The 20650-nt window shown below is 66.5% G+C and carries 20 protein-coding genes; 6 read left to right on the forward strand and 14 right to left on the reverse strand.

Features of this window, described 5'->3' with window-relative positions:
* Positions 1 to 51: 51 nt before the first annotated feature.
* Positions 52 to 1605 carry a class I adenylate-forming enzyme family protein gene (locus DV707_RS09255; protein ID WP_103992268.1) on the reverse strand — a complete coding sequence of 518 codons (1554 nt, stop codon included), beginning with the start codon at positions 1603 to 1605 and terminating at the stop codon, positions 52 to 54.
* A 136-nt stretch (positions 1606 to 1741) separates the two neighbouring features.
* Between DV707_RS09255 and DV707_RS09260 the strand changes: the two genes are divergently transcribed.
* Positions 1742 to 2671 (forward strand): UbiA prenyltransferase family protein, encoded by a 930-nt coding sequence (locus DV707_RS09260; protein ID WP_136361841.1) that lies wholly within the window; start codon positions 1742 to 1744, stop codon positions 2669 to 2671.
* Positions 2672 to 2688: 17 nt separating this feature from the next.
* Here DV707_RS09260 and DV707_RS09265 read toward each other — a convergent pair whose 3' ends face one another.
* Entirely contained in the window at positions 2689 to 3456 is a 768-nt protein-coding gene (locus tag DV707_RS09265; RefSeq protein ID WP_103992270.1) for an IclR family transcriptional regulator, read from the reverse strand.
* 292 nt (positions 3457 to 3748) lie between these two features.
* A complete protein-coding gene (locus DV707_RS09270; protein WP_103992271.1) occupies positions 3749 to 4261 on the reverse strand; it encodes a gamma carbonic anhydrase family protein in 513 nt (170 codons plus the stop codon).
* A 211-nt stretch (positions 4262 to 4472) separates the two neighbouring features.
* Between DV707_RS09270 and DV707_RS09275 the strand changes: the two genes are divergently transcribed.
* Positions 4473 to 4871, forward strand: a complete 399-nt coding sequence (locus DV707_RS09275) for a universal stress protein (RefSeq protein ID WP_103992272.1) — start codon at positions 4473 to 4475, stop codon at positions 4869 to 4871.
* Positions 4872 to 4933: 62 nt separating this feature from the next.
* Here the strand turns inward: DV707_RS09275 and DV707_RS09280 are convergent, their stop codons facing one another.
* Positions 4934 to 6292 carry a methyl-accepting chemotaxis protein gene (locus DV707_RS09280; protein WP_160113940.1) on the reverse strand — a complete coding sequence of 453 codons (1359 nt, stop codon included), beginning with the start codon at positions 6290 to 6292 and terminating at the stop codon, positions 4934 to 4936.
* Positions 6293 to 6394: 102 nt separating this feature from the next.
* Entirely contained in the window at positions 6395 to 6838 is a 444-nt protein-coding gene (locus DV707_RS09285; RefSeq protein ID WP_103992274.1) for a MaoC family dehydratase, read from the reverse strand.
* 163 nt (positions 6839 to 7001) lie between these two features.
* On the opposite strand from DV707_RS09285, the gene DV707_RS09290 reads away from it, so the two are divergent.
* Both DV707_RS09290 and DV707_RS09295 read left to right on the forward strand, forming a co-directional pair.
* Complete coding sequence (locus DV707_RS09290) at positions 7002 to 7325, forward strand: hypothetical protein (RefSeq protein ID WP_103992275.1); 324 nt, start codon at positions 7002 to 7004, stop codon at positions 7323 to 7325.
* A 141-nt stretch (positions 7326 to 7466) separates the two neighbouring features.
* Complete coding sequence (locus DV707_RS09295) at positions 7467 to 8711, forward strand: FAD-dependent monooxygenase (RefSeq protein ID WP_103992276.1); 1245 nt, start codon at positions 7467 to 7469, stop codon at positions 8709 to 8711.
* A 259-nt stretch (positions 8712 to 8970) separates the two neighbouring features.
* Here the strand turns inward: DV707_RS09295 and DV707_RS09300 are convergent, their stop codons facing one another.
* The 8 genes from DV707_RS09300 to DV707_RS09330 form a co-directional block, all read right to left on the reverse strand.
* A complete protein-coding gene (locus tag DV707_RS09300; protein ID WP_103992277.1) occupies positions 8971 to 10122 on the reverse strand; it encodes an acyl-CoA dehydrogenase family protein in 1152 nt (383 codons plus the stop codon).
* 53 nt (positions 10123 to 10175) lie between these two features.
* Complete coding sequence (locus DV707_RS09305; protein ID WP_103992278.1) at positions 10176 to 11801, reverse strand: long-chain fatty acid--CoA ligase; 1626 nt, start codon at positions 11799 to 11801, stop codon at positions 10176 to 10178.
* Between the two features lie 14 nt (positions 11802 to 11815).
* Positions 11816 to 12352, reverse strand: coding sequence for a Zn-ribbon domain-containing OB-fold protein (locus tag DV707_RS09310; RefSeq protein ID WP_200820911.1), 537 nt, complete (start codon positions 12350 to 12352; stop codon positions 11816 to 11818).
* Entirely contained in the window at positions 12349 to 13539 is a 1191-nt protein-coding gene (locus tag DV707_RS09315) for a thiolase C-terminal domain-containing protein (RefSeq protein WP_103992279.1), read from the reverse strand. The genes DV707_RS09310 and DV707_RS09315 overlap by 4 nt, the downstream gene beginning before the upstream one ends.
* A gap of 1 nt (position 13540) precedes the next feature.
* On the reverse strand, positions 13541 to 15487 hold the full coding sequence (locus DV707_RS09320; RefSeq protein WP_103992280.1) for a 3-hydroxyacyl-CoA dehydrogenase/enoyl-CoA hydratase family protein: 1947 nt from the start codon (positions 15485 to 15487) through the stop codon (positions 13541 to 13543).
* A gap of 67 nt (positions 15488 to 15554) precedes the next feature.
* Positions 15555 to 15704: a hypothetical protein gene (locus DV707_RS18455; protein ID WP_160113941.1), complete on the reverse strand. Its 150-nt coding sequence runs from the start codon at positions 15702 to 15704 to the stop codon at positions 15555 to 15557.
* Between the two features lie 76 nt (positions 15705 to 15780).
* Positions 15781 to 16803, reverse strand: a complete 1023-nt coding sequence (locus tag DV707_RS09325) for a branched-chain amino acid ABC transporter permease (protein ID WP_103992281.1) — start codon at positions 16801 to 16803, stop codon at positions 15781 to 15783.
* Positions 16800 to 17654 (reverse strand): branched-chain amino acid ABC transporter permease, encoded by an 855-nt coding sequence (locus tag DV707_RS09330; protein ID WP_103992282.1) that lies wholly within the window; start codon positions 17652 to 17654, stop codon positions 16800 to 16802. Before DV707_RS09330 ends, DV707_RS09325 begins: the two co-directional genes overlap by 4 nt.
* Before the next feature lie 196 nt (positions 17655 to 17850).
* Between DV707_RS09330 and DV707_RS09335 the strand changes: the two genes are divergently transcribed.
* Together DV707_RS09335 and DV707_RS09340 are read left to right on the forward strand one after the other, a co-directional pair.
* Positions 17851 to 18576 (forward strand): ABC transporter ATP-binding protein, encoded by a 726-nt coding sequence (locus tag DV707_RS09335; RefSeq protein WP_103992283.1) that lies wholly within the window; start codon positions 17851 to 17853, stop codon positions 18574 to 18576.
* Complete coding sequence (locus DV707_RS09340) at positions 18573 to 19277, forward strand: ABC transporter ATP-binding protein (RefSeq protein WP_103992284.1); 705 nt, start codon at positions 18573 to 18575, stop codon at positions 19275 to 19277. Before DV707_RS09335 ends, DV707_RS09340 begins: the two co-directional genes overlap by 4 nt.
* Before the next feature lie 9 nt (positions 19278 to 19286).
* Here DV707_RS09340 and DV707_RS09345 read toward each other — a convergent pair whose 3' ends face one another.
* The gene (locus DV707_RS09345; protein WP_103992285.1) at positions 19287 to 20624 is read right to left on the reverse strand and encodes an ABC transporter substrate-binding protein; all 1338 of its coding nucleotides are present in this window, start codon (positions 20622 to 20624) and stop codon (positions 19287 to 19289) included.
* Positions 20625 to 20650: the final 26 nt, after the last annotated feature.

Consider the following 20650-nt stretch of genomic DNA (forward strand, 5'->3'; position numbering starts at 1 on the left):
CCGCCGCTCCCCACCGACGACCGCGTTTTGAAATAGAAAATCCGACGCCGGCTACGAGAAGTACTTCTCGACGAGGTCCTCGCGCTGGATCGTCCCCGTGTCGGTGCGCGGCAGTTCCTCGTCGGTTATCGCGTACGCCCGCGGCCGCTTGAAATCCGCCAGCCCGTCGTGCTGGAGGCAGTACTCCTCGAGGTCGTCCTCGATGAGTTCCGCGCCGTCCTCCGTGACGACGACGGCCGTGACGACCTGTCCCCACTCCTCGTCGTCGAGGCCGAAGACGCAGGCCTCCGACACGTCGGGGTGGTTGCCGAGAACGCGCTCGACCTCCGCGGGGTAGACGTTCTCGCCGCCGCTGTTGATCATGTTGTCGACGCGGTCGACGATGTAGAGATAGCCCTCCTCGTCGATCCGGGCGACGTCGCGGGTGCGGAGCCACCCGTCGAAGTAGGACTTCTCGGTCGCCTCCTCGTTGTCGATGTACTCGTGGGACATCCCCGGACCGCGGGCGATGATCTCACCGCGCTCGCCGGCGTCGACGGTGGCCTCGGGGTCGGGATCCTCCGAGAGCGGGACGGTCTCGACGACGCGGATCTCCCAGGTGAACGACTCCTTGCCGATGGTGCCGGGGTGCTCCTCCTGGACGCTCGGGTGGGCGAAGGAGAGGTCCGGGCCCGCCTCGGTCATCCCGTAGGTGTTGTAGACGTGCTCGGAGAGGTGCTCGTGGGTCGCCTCGATGAGGTTCTCCGTGACGATGGCGCCGCCGGTGCGAATGTACGACAGCGAGTCGGTGTCGTACGGCGTCTCCGCCTCGCGCTGGACGTCGTTGAGCGCCTTCAGCTGGGTCGGCACGGCGAGCAGCCCCGTGACCTCGTGGGTCTCGATGAGGTCAAGCGCCTCCTCGGGGTCGAACGCCGAGTGGAGGACGACCGTCGCGCCCGCGACGAAGTGCGGATAGAGCCACGCGTCGGTCGTGACCATGTGGTACCACGGCGAGGTGCAGAGCGCGGTGTCGGTCTCGTCGATGCCGTGTTCCATGATGACCTGGGCCGCACCGTACCAGAGCTGCTCCTGGTCGAACGCGACGGTCTTGGGGACGCTCGTGGTCCCGCTTGTGTGTAACACCGCACACTCGTCGCCGGCCGGCAGCGACTCGTCGAGGCCCGGGTTCGACTCGTCGAGCACGGTCTCGTAGGACTCGACGGCCTCGTGGTCGACGTCGCGGTCGCCGGCGTGGATGGCCGCGTCGAACGCGCCGCGGTCGAGGAGTTCGAGGGCGTCCTCGACGTTGTGGTCGTCGAAGACCAGCGCCTCCGCGCCCGCGGTGTCGGCCATCTCCTGTAACTCGCCCACCGTCGCCCGGTAGGAGAGTTGCACCGTCGCGACACCGCGCTTGTTCCCGGCCCACATCGACTCGATCGCCGAGAAGTGGTTGATCGCGAGAGTGGCGAACCGCTCGGTCCCGATACGGTCGGTGAGGGCGTTCGCCAGACGCGTGCTCCGGTCGTCCAGTTCGGCGTACGTGAACGAGCGGCCGTCGTCGGTTACGAGCGCCGGTTTGTCCGGGTGACAGCGGACCGAGCGCGCGAGGGCATCTCCTAGTTTCATAGTCTCGTGGTAGGCATCAACAGGCCAACTGCAGCATTAATTGTTTTGATCGGTGCCGGTTCGCGGACCCGCGTCCGGCGCCGGCAGTGGCACCGACACGGCGAATTTATCACCGGCCGGGCGGAATCGCCCCGTTATGACACGAGTGCGCGGCGGCATCGACGCCCTCCTCGCGTACGTTCGACCCGCGTTCATGTTCCCCGCGGTCGGGATGTCGGCCTACGGCGGAGCGCTGGCGCCCGCGCCGGCGTTCGAGTGGCCGATCGCCGCGCTCCACGCCGGGACCGTCGGGCTGGCCCTGTTCGTCGCGCACCTCCGCGACGGCTACGTCGACGGCCACCTCCGCGAGGAGGAGACGCCCCGGCTCTCCGTCGCGGCGTTCCGGCGGAGCATCTGGGCGGGTTCCGCCGGCGTGGTCGCCCTCTCCGGCCTCTTGGCGGCCCTCTCGGGGATCGTACCGGCGCTCTCGACGGTCGCCCTCCTCGCGCTCGCGCTCCTGCACGCCCCGTATCTCGACCGACATCCGGTGACGGTCACCGTCGACTACCCGGTCGGTATCGGCATCGCCCTGATCGGTGGACACGCGGCGCAGGCGACAGTCCCCGCGACCGCCGCCGCCGTCGCCGCGCTCTTCGTCGGCCTCCTCGCGGGCATCAAGGTCGGCATCGACCGCCTCGACGAACCGTTCGATCGGTCGATCGGCAAGCGGACGCTGCCGGTCGCGTTCGGGCCGGAGCGAGCCGATCGCATCGCGGCGGGGCTCTTCCTGCTCACCGCGGCCGGGACCGTCGGTGTCGGGCTCTCCGGGACTGCGGGATTTCTCCCCGTCACTCCGGCGCCGGCCGTCGGCGCGGCGTTCGTTCCGGCCGCGTGTCTCCTCGCGACGGCCCGGCTGGCCCCCGAGCGGGCGGTTCGGGTGCAGATGGCGCTGACGTACGCTTTCGCTGCGCTCCTCTTTCTGTCCGCGTGCGACTCCGGGTGTGCGGGGATCGCCGTGGTCGAGGGGAGCCTCGACGTGCTCGGTCAGGGGGGTCTCGACGCGCTCGCCCGCGCGATCGGTGGTTAATGACCGGCGGACGGCGATCAGCGGTACGCGATCGTGAGATCGATCTCGTCGGTGGCCGCGCGCAGGCGTTCGAGGATCTCGCCCTCGCAGCGCTCCTTCGACATTCGGTGCGCGGGTCCGGCCACGCTCAATGCGCCCTGCACTTCGCCGTCGACGGTCAGCGGGACGCCGATCGCCTGGACCCCTTCTAAGTCCTCGCTGAGGTTGAGCGCGTACCCCTGCTCGCGGATCTGTTTCAGTTCCTCGTCGAGACGCTCCCGGTCGGTGATCGTGTTCTCGGTCCGGGCGGGCAGGCCGTGTCGCTCGACGATGCGGTCGACCTCCGCCTCCGGCAGGTGTGCGAGAATCGCCTTGCCGCCGGAGTTGTAGTGCATGTGGTCCTCCGTCCCGAGGATGGTGTTGACGTTGATGTCGTTGTCGCCCCCGCGCCCGTAGACGTAGATCGCCTTGCCGTTCTGGTGGGCGATGAGCCACGACATCTCGCCGGTCTCGCGTTCGAGTCGGTCGACGGCGGCGAGTCCGGACTGAAAGATCTCGAGCTGGCTCCGAACGTACTGTCCGTACTGGAAGAACCGGAGTCCCAGGTGGTACTCACCGCCGCGCTTGACGACGAAACCGCGGTCCACGAGCGTCGTCAGGTGGCCGTGAACGGTGCTCTTGGCCGCGTCGAGACGGTCCGCGAGTTCGGTCACCCCCGCCCCGTCGAGTTCCCGAAGGAGTTCGACCACGTCGAACAGCGTCTCGTCGGACTTGATCCCCCGGCTTTTCTCCGATTTCGGTCCCATACGTCCTTTTTTCGAACCGGAGGCAAGTATTTGTCGCGGACCGTCGCCCCGGGCCGTCCGGTCGCCGGTCGACGGTGATTCAGCAATCTATTCGATGTCGTCGAATACCCGCGAATCCGATCAGAAAGATAACAACCGTACGGATGTTACCGCCGCTCGATCTTATTTTCACATACAAAACAGTGGAGGCCGCCAAAACCGAACGGACGGACCGTGGTATCGGATTTCACGACGGGCGTCGCCGGTCGTCTCGACACCGCGCGTTCGATACCACCGAACAGCCGTCCGGGCGTCAGTCGACAGCGCGCGTGTCCAATCCCGCACCGCGGAACCGGGCGGCCAGTTCGACGTACGTCTCGTGGGTCCGGTCGATCTGTGCGAGCTGCTCGTCCGTCAGCGGTCGCGTCTCCGCGGGCGTGCCGTACGCGAGGTGTCCCGACGGAACCGTCTGGTCCTTCCGTACCACCGCGTTCGCGGCGACGATGCAGTGGTCCTCGACGGTCGCTCCTCCCAGGACGGCGCTCTGCATCCCCACGAGCGCGTGGTCACCGACGTCCGCGTAGTCGACGACCGCCCCGTGGCCGACGGTGACGGCGTCGCCGAGGGTCGCCCCGTGGAGCATCGCGAACTCCTGAACGTTCGTCTCCCGGCCGACGGCCACGCCCGTTCCGTGTCCACGGAGACAGGCGAACGGCCAGACGCTCGACCGAGCCCCGACGTCGACGTCGCCGACGAGGTACGCCATCTCCGAGACGAACGCGTCTTCTGCGACCGCTGGTTCCGCGTCCTCGAACGCACGTAACATACCGGACAACTGCCGGCGCGCGTCATTAATCTCACTGTCGCGCGATCCGCGCTCGGGCCGTCGAGGAAGCGTTTCCGACCGCTGTGTTCGACTCTGTCGAACAGAGTTGGCTGCTCTGCCGACTCTCCCCCGAGCACTCGGGGACGGATCGACGGCGAGGGGCTCGGAATCGGCGCGGAATTATAAGTGGGTGGCCGGCGGACTGAGAGGTATGGTTCGAGTACTACTCGCACTCGACGACGACATCGCACAGGCACACGCACAGACGAACGCCATCGAGGACATGGTCGAGACCGCAAGCGACGCGGAGGTGTTCATCCTCCACGTGTTCCGCGACAACCCCGAGGGGGCGTCCGTCCAGCAGGTCGAGGCGGTCCGAGAGGCGTCCGACCGGTTGGAGGAGGCCGGCGTCGACGTGCAACTCCTCGAAGCCAGCGGTTCACCGGCGGACGAGATCCTGCGGTACGCCGACGAGCGGGACGTCGATCAGATCTGCGTCGGCGGTCGGAAGCGCTCGCCCGCCGGCAAGGCGCTGTTCGGAAGCGTCACCCAGGACGTGATCCTCGGGACGCACCGTCCGGTGCTGGTCTGCGGGAGCACCGAGGAATAGAGAGCCGGACGTTCGATCGGAGCGAACGGATCGCCGACGACGCGTTTCGGAACCCGTCGTCGTTACTCGCTTTTGATCGCCGAGTCGAGATTCCGCTCCAGTGCGGCGACGCTCCGACTGATCTCTTCGACCTGGTCGGTCTGTTGCTGGTTCGCCGCGGCCAGTTCGGCGACCTCCTCGGCGATCCGCTCGACGCCCTCGACTGTCGTCCCGAGCATCGCCGAGATGTCCTCCGCGCTCGTCGCCTGCTCGTCGGTGGCCGTCGCGATCTGTTCGAGTTGGTCCGAGACGTCCGCGATCGACGATTGGATCTCGCGCTGGTTCTCGTTGACGGCCTCGATCTGGGTCTCGATCTCCTCGACCCGCTCGGTCGTCTGCTCGATCCCCTCGATGGTGTCGGTGGCGATCTCCGAGATCGACTCGACGAGCCCCTCGATGCGATCCGCCTCCGTCTTCGACTCCGAGGCCAGCGACTTCACCTCGTCGGCGACGACGGCGAAGCCCTCTCCGGCGTCGCCCGCCCGAGCGGCCTCGATCGACGCGTTCAGCGCCAGGATATTGATCTGGTCCGCGATGTCGTCGATCAGGGCGACGACCTCGTCGATCTCTTCGACCCGATCGGCGAGGTTCTCCGCGTCCGAGGCCATCCGGTCGCTCGCGCTCGCAACGTCCTCGACGGTCCGCAGGAGTTCGGTCGTCGACTCCTCGGACTCGGTGGCGAGATCGGCGGTGTCTGCGCTCTGCGTGCTGATCGTCTCGACGCTCGCGGCCACCTCTTCGGTCGTGGCGCTGAACGTCTGGATCTCGTCGTCGACCTCTCGGACGTGCTCGGCTTCCTGCTCTGCGACCTCGGCGATCACGTCGACGTTCTCTGTGACCTGCGAGGACGCCCCTTCGAGTTCACCGACGGTCGACTCTAAGTCCTCTCGGACCTGCTTTTGGACGCGCTGCATCGACTTTCGCTGTTCGACGAGGTCGGTCACCTGATAGAGGACCTCGAAGGATCCGACGACGGACCCGTCGGGGGCGGTGAGGGGGACCCCCATCGCTCGGCCGTGTCCCTTCTCGCCCTCGGTGTTCGTGATCGTCCGCACTTCGGTCTCTCGGATCGTCTCGCCGGTGCGTGCGACCTCCTCGGCGAGCGTCTCGGTCACCTCCTCGGTGCCGATCACCTCGTGGGCCTCTCGACCCAGCGCGTCCTCGGCCGAGAGGCCGACGAACGACGCCTGCTCCTCGTTCCAGTGTGTCAGCCGACCGTCGTCGTCGACGACGATGACCGGTTCGGGGAACTCCGCCGCGAGCTGGTCGAACATATGCCGCCAGTGGTCGCGTTCGGCCTTGTACCGCTCAGATTCGCTCAGCCCGTCTGGAAGGTCCGGGGCGAGGGTGGCGTTTTCGGGAACCGGGTTTTGGGTTGCCATCGCGAACGTGTCCATCGTGTCCCCACATAACTGATTCGCCCGGTTTTCACGAATGATACCGGAGGTCCCGAGAGCGTCTCGGGCCGGCGGACCCGCCGGCGATCAGTCGTACGCCCGCCCCTTGACGAGGACGACCGTCTCGAAGCTCGCGACGACCTCGTCGTCGTCGTTGAGCGCCTCCCCCGCCGTGGTGACGTAGCCGCGGTCGTCGTGCTTTTTCGAGGGCTGCTTGTCCAGTATCTCGGTGCGCAAGCGCAGCGTATCGCCCGGCCGGACCGGCTTTCGCCACCGGATGTGTTCGGCCTCGACGCCGGCCAGCGCCGCGGGCGGATCCGGCTGCTCTGCGATCATCCGCATACACATCGCCATCGTGTGCCAGCCCGAAGCGACGAGCTCTCCGAAGAAGGAGTCCGCAGCGGCCTCCTCGTCGGTGTGAAACGGCTGCGGGTCGTACTTCCTGCCGAACTCTTTGATCTCTTCGGCCGTCACGTCGTAGGATCCGAACGTCGCGGTCGATCCGACCTCGATATCCTCGAAATATCGCATACCCGATGCACACGCGGCGGTGTAGAAAACCCTTCGACGCCACGGTCGTCGTCACCACGTCGATCAGTCGTCCTCACCAGCCGCACGGCCCGCAGCGCCGCCGTGAGGAGTGCCACACCAACGTACCGCAAGGATTTATGTACCGTAAGTCGAAGTAGCGAGTATGGCGCGACAGTCAGATCTGGAAGAGGCTGCCGAGGCGGCGGACGACCTGCCGGACCCGCGCGACGTCATCGGCAAAGACGAGGAGGTCCCGCTCGGGGAGATCTTCGACGGGACGTTCATGACCGAGAACACCGACTTCGACACCTTCGACGAGATGGTGGCCGCGAGCCCCTCGGAGGCGACCTCCGCGGACGAACTCGGCCGGATCCCCCGCGGCGAGTGGGACGAGTTCATCGCGGAGACGACCGACTTCGAGGACGAAGAGGAGTTCGTCTTCGCCGCCAGAGACCACTGGGTCGCGAAGAAACTCGGCCTGAACTGACACCGAACCCGAATCCGCCGGCGTTCGCAACGGATTCGCTGAGTCCCTGCTGTACCCGTCGAAACCGCCGCGTCCGGCGGTCTCCAGCCGATGCAACCACAACGATTATGAGGTACGTGTGGTAACGTACGAACAGACACGATGAGCTCAACCGACATCGACCAACCAGTCTTAGTCGCCGGTGCGGGGCCGACCGGGATGACCGCGGCGCTCGCGCTGCACGCGCGTGGAATCCCGACCGCGATCCTCGAAGCCGACTCCGAGGACCGCGACCGCGCCGGGAGCCGTGCGATCTACGTCCACGGATCGACGCTCAAGACGCTCGAACGGAACTACCCCGGCCTCGGGAAAGACCTCGTCGACGAGGGGCTCGTCTGGCCGACCCGCCGGACGGTCTGGCGCGGCAAGGACGTCTTCGAGCGGACCTACGACAACCCCGGCGGCAGCGGCGAGTTCCCCCACTTCACCAGCCTCCCGCAGGTCACCACCGAGAAGTACATGCACGAGGCCCTGGACGACCTCGGCATCGACATCCACTGGGACGCCGGCGTCGAGTCCGTCGAGTCGACCCCCGACGGCGTCCACGTCGAGACGGCGGACGGTCGAGAGTGGGAGACGCCGTACCTCATCGGCGCCGACGGCGGCGGCTCGGCGGTCCGAAAGGAGATCGGCTCCGAGTTCGAGGGCGACCAGTCGGAGAACTCCTTCATCATCGTCGACGTGGAGACCCTCGACGGCAACACGATCGAGGAGGAGCCCATCCCGTTCGAGCGGCTGTTCCACTACGACGCCCCCGAGGCGGGCGGCCGCAACGTGATGCTCGTGCCCTTCTCCGGCGGGTGGCGGCTCGACATCCAGTGTCTCGGCGACGACGACCCCGAGGAGATCGCCAGCGACGAACAGATGCGCGAGTTCGTCCGCGAGATCATGGGCGAGGAGTACGTCGACAACATCCAGTGGACCTCGACGTACAAGTTCCTCCAGGTCATCGCCGACTCGTTCGTCGACGAGCACCGCCGCGTGCTGCTGGCGGGCGAGGCCGCACACCTGCTGGCTCCCTTCGGTGCCCGCGGGATGAACTCCTGCGTCGCCGACGCCGACGAGGCCGCCTCGGCCGTCGCCGTCGCCGCGCGGGCCCGACAGGACGCCGTCGCGCGCAACGAGGTCGAACTGTACGCCGCCCGCCGCGAGCGCGCCGCCGAGTACAACGTCGACGCCGCGGGGCAGGCCCTGGACTACCTGCAGGGCGACACCCCGGTCACCGTCCTCCGCAAGGAGGTCGCCGCGTCGCTGGCGGACCACTTCGAGTCGGCCGGCGAGTACCTCGACGACGCGCCGTACGGCCCCCACGACGCCCCGCCGATCGCGGCGACGGGCAACTACTGATACCGGTTACTCTCCCTTTGTACCGCCGAGCCTCACCCCGGTTGTCGGCGCTCGGCGGTACAAAAGGAGAGTAATCAGTCTGAGCGCGTCGACGAGCGGCCGCTCCGCGAACTCCGTTTTTTGCCGGCGCGATTCTCTCCGGGGCCTCGCCTCACCGGCTCTCGTTGGTCCGACCGGGTCGTGACCGGGCGGATCAGCGACCTGGCCGACCTCGGGCAGTGGCGCGACCGACCTCGGGAAAGAGCGCGACCGATCCCGCTCAGAAGTTCCGGTAGATGAGGTCGCGCTGGACCGCGCCGACGCCCTCGTAGGCCATCGGCATCCGGACGTCGCGGTAGACGCGGGTGACCCGCTCGTCGTCGAGGAGCGCCCGGCCGCCGTGGAGTTTCATCGCCGTCTCCGCGCACTCGGCGGCGACTTCGGTGGCCTTCGCCTTCGCCATCGCGGCCCACCGCTCGGCGTCTTCGCCCTCCATCACGTGATCGACCGCCTGCCACAGCAGCGCGCGAGCGCTCTCGAACTCCATCCGCATCTCCGCGAGGTCGTGCTGTACGGACTGGAAGTCCGCCACCTGCCGGCCGAACTCCTCGCGGTCGTGGACGAACTCCCAGGCCTCCTCGATGGCGGCCGCGGCGAGGCCGATGCCGTGCGCCGCCACCCGGACCCGACCGGTGTTGAAGAACTCCGCGACCATCTTGAACCCGTTCCCGCGCTCGCCGACGAGGTTCCCCTCCGGCACGCGGCAGTCGTCGAAGACGATGTGCGCCTGCTCGGACGCTCTGTAGGCCATCTTCTCGGGGATCGTTTCGGCCTCGTAGCCCGGCGCGTCCGTCGGGACGAGGAGCAGCGAGTGGTTGCCGTGCCGGTCGTCGGTGTCCTCCGTCTTCGCGTAGACGGTGATGTAGTCGCCGGAGACGCCGTTGCCGATCCAGTACTTCTCGCCGTTCAGGACCCACTCGTCGCCGTCGAGGCGAGCGCTCGTCTCCATCCCCGCGAGGTCGCTGCCCGTGTCGGGCTCGGAGATGGCCATCCCGGTCCGTTTCTCGCCCTCGGCGACCGCGCGGAGGTACTCTTCTCTCTGCTCCTCGGTGCCGAACTCCTGGAGGATCTCGGTCCCGAAGCTCTGGCTGACGATCCCGAGACCGAGTCCCGCGTCGGCGCGGAAGAACTCCTCGACGGCCGCGACGATCTCGTCGAGCGAACGGCCCGGGCCGCCGTACTCGGCGTCGATCTCCTGGGCGACCAGTCCCGCGTCGTGCGCGGCCTCGACGACGTCGACGGGGTACTCCCCCGAGTCGAAGTACTCGGCGGCGACGGGGGCCATCTGCTCTGCGGCGAACGACCGCGCGCGGTCTTTCGCGACTCGCGCCTCCTCGGGAACGACGGTGTGTGACAGTATATCTGATTGCATATCTTTTTTCCGTGGTGTCAGTTGTCAAAAACCTCTGCGTGGGAGCCCCGATCTCAGTCCTCCAGCGGAAGCGAGCCGTGTTCGTCGGTGAACTGGTCTCGAAGGCTCTTCTTGTTGAACTTGTGGGTCGTCGTCTTCGGAATCTCGTCGACGAAACGGAATACATCGGGCAGCCACCACTTCGGGAACGTCTCCAGCAGGTGTTCCCGCAGCGTCTCCTCGTCGACGCTCGGATCGTCGGTCACGACGAACGCGACCGGCCGCTCCTGCCACTTCTCGTGGGGAACGCTGATCACGGCCGCCTCGGCGACGCCCTCGGCGTCGATGAGCGAATTTTCCAGTTCGACCGACGAGATCCACTCCCCGCCGCTCTTGATCGCGTCGTCGATCCGGTCGACGATGTCGAGGTACCCGTACTCGTCGATGGTGCCGACGTCGCCGGTCTTGAACCACCCGTCCTCGGAGAACGACGTCTCGTTGGCCTCGGGACGCTTGAAGTAGCCGTCGGTCAGCCACGGCGACCGCGCGTGGATCTCCCCGGGCGTCTCCCCGTCGTGTGGCACCGGCTCGCCGTCGGTGTCGCGCAGGCGGATCCGCGCGCCCGGCGCGGGAATGCCCGCCTTCCGCTTGAGTTCGTAGCGCTTCTCCTCGGGGAGGTCCTGCATCTCCGTCGTCTCGAAGGTGTTCGCCAGGTGCGGCGACGCCTCGGTCATCCCGTAGCCCTGGTAGATCGGGGCCTCGTACACCTCCTCGAACTTCTGCATCAGCGACGCCGGCGGCGCGCTGCCCCCCGTGAGCACGCGGTCGAGGGTGTCGAGCGGTTCGCCCTCGGCGGATTCGAGGTAGCTGTCCATCTCGATCCAGACGGTCGGGACCGCCGCGGCGACGGTCACGTCCTCGGCGTCGATCAGGTCCGCGACCGCCTGCGGGGAGGTGTGTTGTCCCGGAAGCACGAGCTTCGATCCGTAGAACGTCCCCGAGTAGGGGAAGCCCCAGCCGTTGACGTGGAACATCGGGACGACCGGCATCACGGTGTCGTTCTCGCCGACGCCGAAGACGTCGACGTGCCCGTGGACCAGCGTGTGGAGGAACATCCTGCGGTGACGGTACTGGACGCCCTTCGGGAGGCCCGTCGTGCCGGAGGTGTAACACAGCGCGAACTCCCGCTCCTCGTCGAGTTCGGGCCAGTCGTACTCGGTGTCGTAGCCCGCGATGAACGACTCGTAGTCGACGACCTCCTCGAGGTCGGTGTCCGGGACCGCGTCGTCGAGTACGACGTACTGCTCGACGGTTTCGAGGTCGTCGGCGATGGCCTCGACGGTGTCGAGGAACTCGGGGTCGACGAACAGCATCCGGTCTTCGGCCTCGTTTATGATCTCCACGAGGTGGTGTTCCGGAAGCCGGTGGTTCGTCGTGTGGATGCTCCGGCCGCTGCAGGAGGGGCCGAAGTAGAGCTCGTAGTGACGGTAGTGGTTGACCGCCATCACCGACACGCGGTCGCCGCCCTCGAGGCCGTAGTCGTCGAGGGCGTGAGCGAGCTTACAGATCCGCTCGTAGGCGTCCGCGTAGGTGTAGCGGTGGATCGATCCGTCCGCCAGTTTCGAGACGATCTCCTTGTGGTCGAAGAGGTCGACCGCCCGTTGCAGGAACTTCGTGATCGTGAGTTCGTAGTCCTTCATGTCTCGTTTCTTGTCTACTCCTGTGGTTCGAACCGGTAAAAAACCCGCTCGTGGTCGACCGGGCCGTCGATCTCGACGATCTTCATCTCGACGGGATCGCCGATCGCGAGGTCGTCGTACTCCGCGTCGTCGATCCGCGCCGAGAGCTTCACGGGCCCGAGGTCGACGATGCCCGTGACGAACGGGACCTCCTCTTCCATCCCCATCGGCGCGCCCGCTCGGACCGTCGAGAACGCGAAGAGTTCGCCCTCGTGCGGGAGGTCGACGTACTCCAGATCCTCGCTCCGACACTCCGGACAGACGATCCGCGGCGGGAAGTGGAGTTCGCCGCACTCCTCGCACCGCGTCGTCGTCAACTGTCCGTCCCGGAGGTTGTCGTAGAACTCGACGATCTCCGTCGTCGCCTCGTTCTGTAGCTCGTAGAAGTCGAGCAGTCGGGGCAACTCGATCGTCTTCGGGATCTCGACGACGTCCCTGTCGGTCCCGCCGTCGGTCACCGCCTCTGCGCCGCTTCGGAGTTCGTCCGCGTTGTCTCTGTCGTTCTCGTTCATGGTCGACCTCGCGCGAGGGTCATCACGCTGTGCACCGAGGCGCTGCCGCTGAGGTTGTGGATCAGCCCGGTCTCGGGGTCCGGTACCTGCCGCTCGGGCTCGACGGTGCCGCGGAACTGGTTGAACACCTCCAGCGCCTGCGAGACGCCGGTCGCTCCCAGCGGGTGTCCACAGCCCAGCAGTCCGCCACGGGGGTTGACGGCGATGTCGCCGTCGAGTTCGCTGCGGCCCTCCTCGATGAATTTCCCGCCTTCCCCCTTCTCGACCCAGCCGAGGTCCTCGTACTCGACGATCTCGCTGATCGAGAAGCAGTCGTGGACTTCCGCGACGTCGAGTTCGTCGACGGGGTCGTCGATGCCGGCCTGCTCGTAGGCCTGTTCGGCCGCCTTCGTCGCCTGCGGCCACGCCGACATCGACGGGAGGTTGTTGATCGAGTTGCTGCCGAGACACGTCTGGCCGCTGCCGGTGATCCAGGCGGCCTCGTCTGTGACCTCTCTGGCTTTCTCCTCGTTCATCAGGATCAGCCCCGCCGCGCCGTCGGTGACGCCGCTGCAGTCGTACAGACACAGCGGCGGCGACAGCTCGAAGGAGTCGTAGACGTCTTCGACGGACACCTCCTTTTGGAAGTGCGCGAACGCGTTGTTCGCCGCGTGGGTCTTGTTCTTCGCGGCCACCTGCGCGAGTTGCTCGCGGGTGGTGTCGTACTCGTGCATATGCCGCTGGGCGACCATCGCGAAGTACGGCGGCGCGTTGAAGCCGTTGACGCCGTCGAACTCCCGATCCATCACGTTGGCCATACTGGTCTGCGCCTCGGGGGTGTACTCCCGCGGGAGGTTCATCTTCTCGACCCCGAGCACCAGCGCCGTGTCGATCTGCCCCGCGGCGATGGCGAGCCACGCGTACCGCAGCGCGGCCTGCCCGCTCGCGCAGGCGAGTTCCGTCCGCGCGATCATACTGTCGACGTCAACGCCGAGCAGTTCCGCGACCATCGGCGCGACGTGCGTCTGGAAGGCGAACCGTTCGGGCTGGACGGAGCCCACGAAGAGCCCCTCGATGTCGTCGGGCGTCACGTCCGGGACGTCCTCGAAGGTGGCCTTGCCGGCCTCCTGGATCAGGTCCTTGTAGCTGGCCTCGCGGACGCCCCACTTCGTGTGGCCGCCGCCGACGATGCCGACGTTTCGCGTCATCTCACTCGCCCCCGAAGTCGGGTTCGCGGTCCTGGTTGAACGCCGCCACGCCTTCGAGCATATCGTCCGTCGTCGCGAGCAGGCCGAAGCCCTGGCTCTCCAGCGTGAGGCCGGTGTCGAGACTCGCGTTCTGCCCCTCCTGGATCACGTTCTTCGCGACTTCCAGCGCGGTCTGCGGCCCGTTCGCGAGGTCGTCTGTGACGTCGTCGATCAGTTCCTCGAACTCGTCGTCCTCGACCGCGCGGTTGAGGATGCCCCACTCCTCGGCGCGCTCGGCGGACAGTTGCATCCCGCGGTAGACCATCTCCTTCGTCCGCGGCTCGCCGATGAGCCGGACGAGCCGCTGGGTGCCGCCGCCGCCGGGGATCAGGCCCAGGTCGATCTCGGGGCTGCCCAGCGTCGACCCCTCGGTGGCGTAGCGGAGGTCGCAGGCGAGCGTGATTTCGAGGCCCGCACCCAGACAGAAGCCGTCGATCTTCGCGATCGTCGGTCGCGGATACTCGTAGATCGTCTGGACGGTCTCGTCGACGCTCGCGAGGTCGGTCGGTTCGGCGGTGGTGAAGCCGGTGATGTCCGCACCGGCCGAGAAGGCGCGGTCGCCCGCCCCCTCGAAGACGACGCAGGCGACGTCCTCGTCGTCGACCGATTCGAGGACGCGCTTGACCTCGTCGAACATATCCGTCGAGAAGGCGTTGAGCCGCTCTTCGCGGTCGAAGACCACGTTTAGCACGCCGTCGTCGGTCAGTTCGTGGGAGATGTAGTGGTACGGACCGCCGTCGCGGTAGTCGTAGAACCCCCGTCCCGCCTTCTCGCCGGTGTGACCGTTCTCGACGAGTTCGACGAGGTAGTCGTCGGGTTCGTAGCGCTCCGCGCCCGTGCGCTCGTGGAGCGATTCCAGTTTCTCCAGCACGTTGTCGAGGCCGAGCTTGTCCGCGGTTCGACAGGTCCCCTCGGGGAGGCCGCCGCCGAGGCGCATCCCGACGTCGATGTCCTCGGGGTCGGCGACGTCGTCGCCGACGAGCCGGGCTGCCTCGTTGATCATCCGCGCCTCGATTCGGAGCGTGTCGACCCCCTCGCCGTCGGTCGGCTCGTAGTTCACGCCCTCGCCGTCCTCGTAGTCGTAGAAGCCCTTGCCCGTCTTCCGTCCGAGGTTGTCGTTTTCGACCCGAGAGCGGATCGAGTCGGGGACGGGGAGGTCCCACTGGTCGCGGGAGTGAGTGAAGATGTCCAGTCCACCGAAATCGTTGAGTTCGAACGGACCCATCGGATAGCCGCGCTGGAAGATCATCGCGGCGTCGACGTCCTGGATCTCGACGTCGCCCTCGTCGAGCATAAAGCCCGCCTCGCCCATCAGCGGCGTCAGGACGTTGTTGACGACGAACTGGGGGACGTCCTTTCGAACCCTGATCGGCGTCTTATCGAGCGACTCGACGAACTCGACGGCGGCGTCGACGACCCCCTCGTCGGTCTCCTCGCCCGAGGCGACCTCGACGAGGTCCATCTTCACCGGCGGGTTGAAAAAGTGCATCCCGCAGACGTACTCGGGGTGTTCGGTCGCCTCCGCGATGTCGGTCACGCGGAGGCTGGAGGTGTTCGTCGCCATAATCGTCTCCGGCCCGGACGCCGCGTCCACGTCGGCGAAGATGTCTCGCTTGATCTCCAGATCCTCCGGTGCGGCCTCGATCACGAGGTCGGCGTCGGCGACGGCGGCCTCCAGATCGACTGTCGTCGAAACCCTGTCGAGGACGTCCTCGGGGTCCTCCTCGAGTTGCCCCTTCTCGGCGAGTTTGCCGAGGCTCCACTCGATCTGGTCGTACCCGTCTTCGACGAGTTCTTCCTCGATATCGCGCATCACGACGTCGTAGCCGGCGATGGCGGCCACTTCGGCGATACCGTGGCCCATACTGCCGGCTCCGAGAACCGCGACGCTCTCGATTTCTGCGTCCATCGAGTGAAAATTCGGATCACACGTATTGAATGTAACGGTGCGACGGTGTCTCACGGATGGTGTGGTCTCACCATTCACGGGGGACGTGGTAGCGGTATTCGTACAGGGGTGAACAGCGCGTGAGACGGGTTCGGTTCGACGTCGCGGCCCCCCGTCCGCGCTCGGCGGCGCGCTCGGCCGTGCCGGCGACCTCGTCGGCGGCGGTGGCCCGCACCACATCCCGGCAGTCGATGACGCGACCCGGCCGTCGACGGCGAAATTTCACGCGCCAACCGAGCGACGGCCTCCGAGCGCTAGTCGCCGCTGCGGAGGCCGCCGAGTCGCTTGCGGAGGCCCTCCCTGTCGTCGTACAGCGACGTGATCGACGGCACGATGCCGTCTCGGAAGTACAGGAAGAGGACGGTGAGAAGCAGGCCGAACGCGACGGTCCGCCACTGCCCGAAGTTCCCGAGCAGGTTGTCGATGTAGATGATGACCGCAGCGCCGACCAGCGGTCCGTACCGCGACCGGAGGCCGCCCAGCACCAGGATGATGAGGACGAGCACGTCCACGGAGTTGAAACTGAACAGTGACGGGATGATGATGCCGGTCGTCTGCCCGTAGAACGGCCCCACGAGCCCGATGATGAACGTGCTGATGAACCCGGCGAACACCTTCAGCCGGACGACGTCGACGCCCGTCGCGCGGGCGGCGAACTCGTCCTGGCGGATCGCGTCGAACGCCAGCCCGTACTTCGAGCGGTTCAGCCAGGTGTACACGCCGAGCACCGCGGCGAAGATGGCGAGCAGGACGTAGAACTGGATCGCGTACGAGCCGAGTCCGGTCACCTGTTCGACGGCCGGCAGCTGGAGCCCGTTGAACGGGAACCCGGTGCTGCCGCGGGTGATGTCGCGAAGCCCGACGAGCACCTCGGAGATGATCATCTGGAAGGCGAACGTCACGATTGCTAGGACGATCACCGTGAACTGCCGGCGGGCGGCCACGTAGCAGACGATCGATCCGAAGACGCCGGCCACGAACGCGCCCAAGAGCAGCGTGATCCACGGCGAGATCCCGAGATACTGGGCGGTCAGCGCGGTCGTGTACGCGCCGACCGCCGCGATCCCGCCCATAAAGAGGATCAGCTGATCGGTCTCGCCGAAGACGATGTTGAGCGCCATCGCGAAGATGGCGAAGATCATCACGCGGATGAAGCGCCGCGAGATGTAGGTCGTCGCGGGGTCGAAAAAGAGGAACGGCACTGCCAGGAGTGCGGCGAACACGACGGCGGTTGTGAGTCTGTCCCGAGTCAGGGCGTCTGCGCCAGTTCGGTTCATGATATCTGCTCCGGTTTGTAGATCAGCACGGCGATCGCGACGGCGAAGAGCGTCACTGTGGACAGGTACGAGCCGAACAGCGCGCCCGCGACCGTGATGACGATACCGAGGACGATGCCCGCGGCGACGGTGCCTCTGATGCTGTCGACGCCGCCGACGATCGAGACCATAATCGCGAACGTGGTCAACTCGAAGGCGCTCGCGGGCGTCACCTCGGCGTCGAGGGCGTAGAGGATGCCCCCCGCCGCGGCGATGGCCGCGCTCAACACGAACACGATCGACTGCACCCGACGGGGACGGATGCCGCAGAGGATCGCGCCCGTCTCGTCCTGGATGACGGTCCGCGTTGCAACCCCGAGGTAGGTGTGGTTGAAGAAGTAGTAAATGAGTCCGAACAGGACCCCCGCAGACACGATAACCGCCATCGAGGACCCCGTTATTCCAGCGCCGCCGACCGACACCGACGGGACGCCGCTCTCGAGGAAGTAGCTCCCGGCCAGGTAGACGAAGAGCAGGCCCTCGAACAGTAACGACAGCCCGAGCGTGACGAAGATGCCGAGAAGCACTCGGTCTTCGCCTTCTTCCCGGTAGACGAGCGATAGTACCGATCGGTCCAACGCGAACGCGAACAGGGCGACGGCGACGATCCCGCCGAGTCCGGCGACGAGCAGCCCGGGGACGACTCCCAGGAGCAGGGAACACACGATGACGGCGATGACCGCGAAAACGCCGAGCATGAGGTTGAGAATGCCCCCCAACCCGAAGACGAGCGTGATCCCCAACCCGAGGAGCGAGAGGATCATCCCCCTCGCCAGCCCGTCGATAAGCAGTTCTACGCCTCTGGCAAACATAGTGGCTCATCGTTGGACTGTGTGTATAAATATTATGGATACCGAACCGCTTCCCGCGAAACTGGCCCCGGGGTCGGTTCCGACGTCGGTTCCAACACGTCGGTTTCGTGACGACGATCTCACACATTGCCGCGGATCCGACGATCGGACCCCGATCACCGAATTATTTATGTAGAATCGTGGGAAAGCCGAGTCTGTGCTAACCGCCACCAACGTAACCAAGCGATTCGGCGGGCTAGTCGCCGTCGACGACGTCGATTTCGCCATCGGCGACGAGGAGATCGTGGGACTGATCGGACCGAACGGGGCCGGCAAGACGACTCTGTTCAACACCATCACGGGCGTGCACCCCCCGAACGAGGGTTCGATCACGTTCAACGGCGAAGAACTGGTCGGCAAGACCCCGAACCAGGTGGCCCAACTCGGCGTCGCCCGGACCTTTCAGGCGGTCCGGACGTTCAACGAATCGAGCGTCCTCGACAACGCGACGGTGGGCGCGGTGTTCGGAAACGACGAGTCCGTCTCGATGACCGAGGCGACCGAGCGCGCCCGTGAAGCGCTCGCGTTCGTCGGACTGGGCGGCCGCGAGGAGGAAGAGGCCGGGTCGCTGACGATCGCCGACCGGAAGCAACTCGAACTCGCGAAGGGCCTCGCCGCCGGTCCCGACCTCATCCTCGTCGACGAGATCGGCGCGGGGCTCACGCCGGCGGAGATCGAAGAGATCACCCAGACCTTAGAACGCGCCCGCGACGAGCGCGGGATCTCGGTGTTCTGGATCGAACACATCATGGAGGCGATCATGAGCGTCACCGACCGTATCATCGTCCTCAACCGGGGCGAGAAGATCGCCGACGGCACCCCCGAGGAGGTCCGTTCGAACGAGGAGGTCACCCAGGCGTACCTGGGGGAGGTCGAATCGTGACGCTGATCGACGTCGACGGCCTCGACGTCCACTACGGCGATCTGCAGGTCCTGTGGGACGTCTCGCTTTCGATCCGCGAGGACGATTCGATCGTCTCGATCGTCGGACCGAACGGGGCCGGCAAGACGACGCTTCTGAAGACGCTTTCCGGCGTCCTGACGCCGACCGCCGGCCGCGTCGAGGTGCTCGGCCAAGACGTCACCCGGGTCCCCGCCAGCGACATCGTCGAGCGGGGGTTCGTCCAGGTGTCCGAAGAGCGGAACCTGTTCGGCGACCTCTCCGTCGAGGCCAACCTCCGGATGGGATCGTTCACCAAGCGCGAGACCTTCGAGCGGAACCGCGATAGGGTGTTCGAGATGTTCCCCGTGCTCGAAGACCGGCGGGACAAAAAGGCCCGAACGCTCAGCGGCGGCGAGCAGCAGATGCTCGCGATCGGTCGAGGGCTGATGGCCGAACCGGAGGTGCTGGCGCTCGACGAGCCGTCGAACGCCCTGGCCCCGCAGCTCGCCGAACAGGTCTTCGAGACGATCGAGGAGATCTCCGACGACGTGACCGTCGTCCTGGTCGAACAGCACGTCGACCGGGCGCTCGCGCTCGCCGACCGCGGCTACCTGCTCGAAAACGGCCGCATCGAGACCGAGGGAACCGGCGCGGAACTGCTCGAAAGCGACGCGATCAAAGAAGGGTATCTCCGCGGGTAGCCGTCTTTTTCAGCCCGACAGGATGTCGCTCGACGGGTCGTACGCCGGGAGCGGCTCCGAGCGGAACTCCTCGGTCAGGTCGACGCTCCCGTCGGGGTAGTACTCCGGCGAGCCGGACTCGAAGCCGACCATCAGCTGGACGAGGTTCTGCAGTTCGCCCCACTCGGTGTACTCGATCGGCGAGGCGAACAGCGTGTCGAGTTCGATGTTCCGGATCGAGTCGGCGATCGCGGTCGGGTTCGCCTCGCCGGCGTCCTCGATCGCGGCGGCGAAGAGGTCGGCGACGACGTAGCCGACGCCGTTCAGCACGCCGAACCACCCCTCCGTCTGGTCGTAGAACCGCTGGGCGACCTCGGCGTACTGATCGGAGAACGGGTCGGGCTGCGTCTGCGCGAGGAATCCCTGTGTGACCGAATCACCGAGCGCGTTGGCCGACAGCTTCGCGTCGCTCCGCCCGATGACGTAGTCGGGGTTGACGTCGCTGAGGCCCTGCAACTGGTTGTAGATCGTGAACACGCCCGGCGGGTGGCTTGCCGTAATGAGCAGATCCAGGTCGTCGGGCATCGACCGGAGGTACGTCGTGAACGAACTCTCGCCGAACGGGGCGACCTCCATATGCACGTCGATGCCGTCCGGGAAGACCGACTCGATGCTCTGCTCCCAGGCGCGACCGTACGAGTAGTCCGCGATGATGGCGCCGACGCTCTCGAACCCCTGATCTTGGATGAACTGGCTCACCGCCCTGGCGTTCGTCGGGGCCGGCGCGAGTCCCATCCGGAAGTTGTACCGGGAGTCCCGCGTCAGGAACTCCGAGCTCCCGACGAACTGGGGAACGTGCGGGACCTGGTTCTGCTCGGCGATCGGCCCGACCGTCAGGCCGATGTCGCTCGAGATCGGCCCGGTGAGGGCGACGGCGTCGTCGGCCTCGATGAGTTCGGTCGCGAGCGTACTCGCCTCCGCGGGATCGAGCTGAGTGTCCCGGTCCTCGAAGACCAGGTTGCGACCGAGCACGCCGCCGTCGGCGTTGATCTCGTCGAGCCGGAAGTTGAAGCCGTCGACGAACTCCTGAGTCGTCTGCGCGTAGGGCCCGGTGTAGGGCTGCAGCCCGCCGATGACGATGTCTTCGCCGCCGTCACCGCCGCTGTCGCCTGCTGTCGCACCGTTGCTATCACCGCCGCTGTCGCCGCCGCTGTCACCGCCGCCGTCCCCGCTGTCGCCGCCGTTGCCGCCGTTGCCGCCATTGCCGCCACAGCCGGCGAGGGATCCCGCGACCACGGTCGCACCGGTCAGTTTCAGGAAATTTCGTCGATCGGCCCGATTCGACCCACTGGTGTTACCAGATGGCATACTCCTAACTGTCTATCATCAACATA

The organism is Halobellus limi, assembly GCF_004799685.1.
GTDB classification, from domain to species: domain Archaea; phylum Halobacteriota; class Halobacteria; order Halobacteriales; family Haloferacaceae; genus Haloquadratum; species Haloquadratum limi.